This window comes from Arthrobacter sp. 2YAF22_2 (assembly GCF_052114645.1).
GTDB lineage: Bacteria > Actinomycetota > Actinomycetes > Actinomycetales > Micrococcaceae > Arthrobacter.
Genome location: NZ_JBFRFD010000218.1, coordinates 1 through 5755 on the forward strand (window position 1 = coordinate 1; position 5755 = coordinate 5755).

Annotated in this window: 8 protein-coding genes and 1 tRNA gene; 5 read left to right on the forward strand and 4 right to left on the reverse strand. The window is 66.7% G+C overall.

Annotated features, from left to right (window positions below; translation table 11 throughout):
- Positions 1-60 precede the first annotated feature (60 nt).
- Positions 61-145 (forward strand) — tRNA-Leu (locus tag AB4Y86_RS10375).
- A gap of 128 nt (positions 146-273) precedes the next feature.
- Positions 274-2052: an arsenical pump-driving ATPase gene (arsA, locus tag AB4Y86_RS10380; protein ID WP_441402153.1), complete on the forward strand. Its 1779-nt coding sequence runs from the start codon at positions 274-276 to the stop codon at positions 2050-2052.
- An 8-nt stretch (positions 2053-2060) separates the two neighbouring features.
- Here arsA and AB4Y86_RS10385 read toward each other — a convergent pair whose 3' ends face one another.
- From AB4Y86_RS10385 to AB4Y86_RS10400, 4 genes are all read right to left on the reverse strand, one after another.
- Positions 2061-2294, reverse strand: coding sequence for a hypothetical protein (locus AB4Y86_RS10385; RefSeq protein WP_441402154.1), 234 nt, complete (start codon positions 2292-2294; stop codon positions 2061-2063).
- Between the two features lie 76 nt (positions 2295-2370).
- The gene (locus AB4Y86_RS10390; RefSeq protein WP_441402155.1) at positions 2371-2856 is read right to left on the reverse strand and encodes a GNAT family N-acetyltransferase; all 486 of its coding nucleotides are present in this window, start codon (positions 2854-2856) and stop codon (positions 2371-2373) included.
- A 35-nt stretch (positions 2857-2891) separates the two neighbouring features.
- Positions 2892-3242 carry an ArsR/SmtB family transcription factor gene (locus AB4Y86_RS10395; RefSeq protein ID WP_441402156.1) on the reverse strand — a complete coding sequence of 117 codons (351 nt, stop codon included), beginning with the start codon at positions 3240-3242 and terminating at the stop codon, positions 2892-2894.
- Positions 3243-3344: 102 nt separating this feature from the next.
- Positions 3345-4085 (reverse strand): aquaporin, encoded by a 741-nt coding sequence (locus tag AB4Y86_RS10400; RefSeq protein ID WP_441402157.1) that lies wholly within the window; start codon positions 4083-4085, stop codon positions 3345-3347.
- Positions 4086-4130: 45 nt separating this feature from the next.
- Here AB4Y86_RS10400 and AB4Y86_RS10405 point away from each other — a divergent pair, with 45 nt between their 5' ends.
- From AB4Y86_RS10405 to AB4Y86_RS10415, 3 genes are all read left to right on the forward strand, one after another.
- A complete protein-coding gene (locus tag AB4Y86_RS10405; RefSeq protein WP_441402158.1) occupies positions 4131-4802 on the forward strand; it encodes an arsenate reductase/protein-tyrosine-phosphatase family protein in 672 nt (223 codons plus the stop codon).
- Between the two features lie 153 nt (positions 4803-4955).
- Positions 4956-5375, forward strand: a complete 420-nt coding sequence (locus AB4Y86_RS10410; protein ID WP_441402159.1) for an arsenate reductase ArsC — start codon at positions 4956-4958, stop codon at positions 5373-5375.
- Positions 5376-5407: 32 nt separating this feature from the next.
- Positions 5408-5755, forward strand: a 348-nt coding sequence (locus AB4Y86_RS10415; protein ID WP_441402160.1) for an NAD(P)/FAD-dependent oxidoreductase, incomplete at its 3' end; no start/stop codon positions are given.

Below are 5755 nucleotides of genomic sequence, written 5' to 3' on the forward strand. Positions count from 1 at the left end.
CTGTAGACTGGTTGCTGGCATCCGCCGTGGGGTCTACAAACCCACGTACGACGGCGCCGCGCGCGAGTGGTGGAATTGGCAGACACGCAGGATTTAGGTTCCTGTGCCTTCGGGCGTGGGGGTTCAAGTCCCCCCTTGCGCACCATGCGGAACCCCGGTCTTAGGACCGGGGTTCTCCTGTTTTGCGGCCAGCGCCCGTTTGCAGGGTCCCGCGGGCTCCCCCGCCCCCCGGCCCCCTTCTGGGCATCGACTGATGTCGATATGCTAAGGGGCGTGAAGTTTCTCGAGAACAGCCCACGGTTCCTGTTCTTCACCGGCAAGGGCGGCGTCGGTAAGACGTCCGTGGCGTGTGCGACGGCGCTCGCGCTCGCCAAGCGCGGCAAGAACGTCTTGCTGGTCAGCACCGACCCCGCATCAAACGTCGGGCAGGTCTTCGGCGAGACCATCGGCAACACCATCACCCCTCTCCGGGACGTACCGGGCGTCTCCGCACTGGAAATCGACCCGGATCAGGCCGCCGAAGCATATCGGGAACGGATTATCGCGCCGGTGCGCGGGCTCCTGCCCGAGAGTGAACTGGCCGGCATCGCCGAGAGCCTCTCGGGTTCCTGCACCACGGAGATCGCCTCCTTCGACGAGTTCACCAACCTGCTCGCCGACGACGGCTCCTACGTCGAATACGACCACGTCGTCTTCGACACAGCCCCGACCGGCCACACGATCCGGTTGCTGCAGCTGCCCGGTTCGTGGACCGACTTCCTCGCGGCGGGCAAGGGGGAACCGTCCTGCCTTGGCCCGCTGTCCGGACTGGAAAAGCACAAGCAGGTCTACGCCAAGGCGCTCCGGGCGCTCAAAGATCCGACCAAGACCCGGCTCGTCCTGGTCAGCCGCGCACAGACGTCGTCACTGGGTGAGATTGAGCGGACCTACCTCGAACTCAACAACATCGGAATCGAGGGCGGCTTCGTCGTCGTCAATGGAGTCCTGCCGGATGCCGCCGGGGATGAGGCGCTGGCCCGGGCACTGCGGGCTCGGGAGGCGGCGGCCACTGCCGCCATTCCCGACGCCGTCGCCGGCCTGCCCCGGGATGTCCTGGAGCTGAAACCCGTCAACATGGTCGGCGTCGCGGCGCTCGAATCCTTGTTCGCCGCCGCACCCGGCCCCGGAGTTGCGGAGGAAACAGCGCCTGCGCCTTGGGTTAGGGCCGCCGGGCTTGACGACGCACCGTTGGCCGCCCTGGTGAACGAGGTGGAACTCGACGGCCACGGCCTCGTGATGTGCATGGGGAAGGGCGGCGTCGGTAAGACCACCGTCGCGGCCGCCCTCGCCGTCGCCCTGGCGCAACGCGGACATGCGGTGCACCTCACCACGACCGATCCCGCGGCCCACCTCACGGAGACCCTCCACGGCACCGTCCCGGGCCTGACAGTCTCGCGCATCGATCCGGACGCAGCCATCGCGAAATACCGCGCCCACGTCATGGCAACCAAGGGCCGGGGCCTGGACGACGCGGGACGTGCCGCCCTCGCCGAGGACCTGCTGTCCCCCTGCACCGACGAGGTGGCCGTGTTCCGGCAGTTCTCCAAGGTGGTCCAGGGATCCCGGCGGCAATTCGTGGTGATTGACACAGCACCGACCGGCCACACGCTGCTGCTCCTGGACGCCACCGGTTCATACCACCGGGAGATTTCCCGCCAGGTGGTCGCCACCAGGGGGTTCGTGACGCCCCTCATGCGGCTTCAGGATCCGGCTCAGACCAAAGTCGTCCTGGTCACCTTGGCCGAAACTACCCCCGTGCTGGAAGCCGAAGAATTGAAGGAGGACCTGGAGCGGGCCGGGATCCATCCGTGGGCCTGGGTGATCAACAATTCCATCGCCGCGGCGCATCCAGAGTCAGCCTTCCTGCGGGCCCGCGCGGTAGGAGAACTTGAGCAGATCGCAAAGGTTCGGGCTTTGGCTGACCGGGTCGCGCTCATTCCGCTGCTTCCCGAGGAACCCGTTGGCGTGGACAAATTATTGGCGCTGACCTCACTCAGGTCCCTGCCGGCCTGACAGTCTGGCTACGCCTCCACTGGGCGCGCCAACAAAGCTTCGATGTCCCGCGCGGTGGCATCCAGCCTGGCGATGGTGTCGCGCTGGATCGACATCAGGTACTCGGCATCCGACTCGCCGTCCTGCACCCATTGCTCGTCGCCGGGTGAGTCCATCATCTGGCGGGTGTTAGCGGTTGCCGTCCTGACGTTGTCCAACATCGTGCGCAGCCGGTCCTCGGTGGTGGGAGCCTCGGTTTCCATCGTGTCCTCCTTGGTTGCGGTTCTGCTTCCGGTTGTCGGGGCTATCTTCTCGCTCCGGCGGCCTTGCAGAAAAGAACTAGACGTCCCGAGCGCGCCGCTCGATCAGGACGGTGTCCCGCCACTGTCCTGCGGCGGGACCGTGGCCAACCCGGGCAATCCGCTCCCGCCGGCCCACGACCCTGAAGCCCTGGGCGAGATGCAGCTTCAGGCTCGCCTCGTTCTCCGGAAAGATGCTCGCCTGGATCGTCCAAATGCCGGCGTCCTCGGTCGAGGCGATCAGGGACGTCAGGAGGACTGACCCTATCCGCCTGCCGCGGGCTGCCTCGGAGACGTAAATGGAGTGTTCGACGACACCGGAGTACGCGGCGCGGGCGGATACGGCGGACACGGCCGCCCAGCCGAGAATCCCGCCGTCGGGCGTCTCGGCCACCAGGCGGTGGGAAGCGAGCCGCGAAGCCTCGAAGCGGTGCCAGTCCGGCGCCTCGACCTCGAACGTGGCCTGACCCGTCGCGATCCCCTCGCCATAGATTCGCCGGACCTCGGGCCAATCGGATTCATGCATCGGCCGGACCTTGACGGCAGCCGCAATATCCAGGCTCACAGGGTCGCCAGCAGGCCGGCCGTCTGCTCGATGGCGCCGGGGACGATCGAGTAATAAGCCCAAGTGCCGCGCTTCTCGCGGTGCAGCAGCCCGGCGTCGACCAGGATTTTCAGGTGATGGGAGACGGTGGGCTGGCCCAGGTCCAGCGGCTCGGTGAGGTCGCAGACGCAGGATTCGCCGGACGCCTCGGCCTTGACGATGGAGAGCAGGCGTAGCCGGTTTGGATCGGCCAGGGCCTTGAAGACCAGGGCCTTCTGCTTCGCCTCTTCAGCGCCCAGGGCAGGCGTTCCCGCCGGGGCGCAGCAGGCTTCAGCCGTGGCCGGTTCGAGGATAGAGAGCGGGTTCATATACCCATTATGCCCCGATATTGACAGTCATCAATATAAAGCCGTACCGGGCCATGTTCGGGCGCGGGCACAGATGGTTGCTCCTCCAGCCGCTGGCTGATGCTACGAGTTGACCGGTTCGGAGCTGTGTGGGATCACGACGTCGTCAGCTGTGCGGGCCGCGGAGGGGAACAGGACGAGGAGGAGGCCCACGCCTACCGCCGCGCCGACCAGCTGCGCTGCTACGAAGCCGGGAACGGAGTCCGGGGCGATACCCGCGAACGTGTCGCTGAAGATGCGCCCCACCGTCACGGCCGGGTTCGCGAACGACGTCGAGGACGTAAACCAGTACGCGGCGCCGATGTAGGCGCCGACCGCCGGCGCGGCAAGGGCGCCCCGGGAGGTGGCTGCGAGGGCGAAGATGAGCAGGACGAGCCCCGCGGTAGCAACAACCTCGCCCAGCAGATGTCCCGTGGTGGCGCGCTCCTTGACTGAAACCGACGTGCCCACCTCGAACATGGCGTTCCCGATCACGCTGCCGCTGACCGCACCCGCTGTCTGGGCGACCACGTATGTGCCAAGCTCCCGGAGGGTCAGCCCGGCGCCGCTGCGCCGGCCCAGGATCCAGTCGACGAGCGAGACCACGGGGTTGAAGTGGGCGCCGCTGACCGGACCGAATACGAGGATCAGGACCGTCAGACCCAGCACCGTGGCGGTGCTGTTTTGGAGCAGCTGCAGGCCCACGTCATGGGGCGAGAGCTGCTGGGCGGCGATCCCGGAGCCGACAACGATCATCACGAGCAAACTGGTGCCGAGCAGCTCGGCGACGGCGCGGCGCCACAGCGGCGGTTGGTTGGAAGTCATGGCAACAGCTTGACCGAAAGAAATAACTCAGTCAAAATTGAATCAATGAAACTTGAGACAGCAGACGCTTTTCGGGTGCGGGTAGCCAAGCACGCAGCCCTGGCCGATCCTGCGCGGCTGCGCATCGTTGACCTGCTGACTCTGGGCGACTTTTCTCCCACGGAGCTGCAGGCCGAGCTGGGAATGGCGTCGAATCTGCTCTCCCATCATCTGCGCGCACTGGAAGAGGCCGGACTGACAGCCCGGCACCGCTCCGAGGCTGACCGGCGCCGCAGCTACCTCCGGCTTGCGGCCGGCGCCCTGGAAGGCCTCGTTCCAGGGGCCGGGCAAAGCGCGCGCCGCGTCCTGTTCGTCTGCACGCGAAACAGTGCAAGGTCACAACTGGCCGCCGCTCTCTGGAAGCAGGTCAGCGATATCCCCACGATTTCGGCGGGAACGCATCCCGCTGACCGGATTGCACGGAGGGCCATCGAGGTCGCCCGCCGTCACGGCCTGGAGCTCGCCGACACTCCTCCCCGCCTGCTGGATCCCGCGGCGGAGGGGGATCTGATGGTGACTGTGTGCGATAACGCCCACGAGGAGCTGGCAGGCCTGGGTGGCGTGCACTGGTCCGTGCCGGATCCGCTCCGCCTGGGCACGGATGAAGCTTTCGAGCGGGCCTTCAAGGAGATCGCCGACCGCATCACCGGCCTTGCACCGCGCGTGCTCGCCGCCTGAACCCACCGGCGACGTAAATATTGACAATCATCAATCTATTGACCGACACTCACTGTATCGATCATCTTCAATGGTCAATTGAGCGGTGCAGCGCAGCCACGAAGACCCCAACCAGACCACGACACGCCCCCTAGCTGATTCCAGGAGAACCCCGTGAGCACCGAAACCGCCAAGAAGCCCTCCGTCCTGTTCGTCTGCGTCCACAACGCCGGCCGCTCCCAGATGGCCGCTGCCTTCCTCACCACCCTGGCCGAAGGACGGATCGAGGTGCGTTCCGCCGGCTCGGAGCCGGCCGACAAGGTCAACCCGGCCGCCGTCGAGGCCATGGCCGAGCTCGGCATCGACATGTCCGCCGAGATCCCGAAGGTCCTCACCACCGAGGCGGTGAAAGAGTCCGACGTCGTCATCACCATGGGCTGCGGCGACACCTGCCCGATCTTCCCCGGCAAGCGTTACGAGGACTGGGAACTCGAGGACCCCGCCGGCCACGGCGTGGACGCCGTCCGGCCGATCCGGGACGATATCAAGACCCGCATCGAAGGCCTCATCGCTTCGCTGGCCCCCGTCAAGTAACCGCCAAGCCCCCCCCGACACCAGGAGTCTTCATGAGCATGCACCAGCTGATCATCATCGGATCCGGCCCCGCCGGTTACACCGCAGCGATCTACGCCGCCCGGGCCGGCCTCGAGCCGCTCGTTCTCGCCGGGGCCGTCACCGCCGGCGGCGCGCTGATGAACACCACCGAGGTGGAGAACTTCCCCGGCTTCCCGGCCGGCGTCCAGGGCCCCGAGCTGATGGACGGGCTGCAGCAGCAGGCGGAGAAGTTCGGTGCGCAGGTTGTGTTCGACGACGTCACCGAAGTGACACTCACCGGCCACCTCAAGCGGGTGGTCACCGGCGCCGGCGAGACCCATGAGGCTCCCGCCGTCATCCTGGTGGTGCACCGCGACCTG

Excerpts from the sequence above, each read along its gene's own strand:
- AB4Y86_RS10385 (WP_441402154.1), bottom strand. The coding sequence starts at position 2,294 with ATGGAAACCGAGGCTCCCACCACCGAGGACCGGCTGCGCACGATGTTG.
- AB4Y86_RS10390 (WP_441402155.1), bottom strand. The coding sequence starts at position 2,856 with ATGCATGAATCCGATTGGCCCGAGGTCCGGCGAATCTATGGCGAGGGG.
- AB4Y86_RS10395 (WP_441402156.1), bottom strand. The coding sequence starts at position 3,242 with ATGAACCCGCTCTCTATCCTCGAACCGGCCACGGCTGAAGCCTGCTGC.
- AB4Y86_RS10400 (WP_441402157.1), bottom strand. The coding sequence starts at position 4,085 with ATGACTTCCAACCAACCGCCGCTGTGGCGCCGCGCCGTCGCCGAGCTG.
- AB4Y86_RS10405 (WP_441402158.1), top strand. The coding sequence starts at position 4,131 with ATGAAACTTGAGACAGCAGACGCTTTTCGGGTGCGGGTAGCCAAGCAC.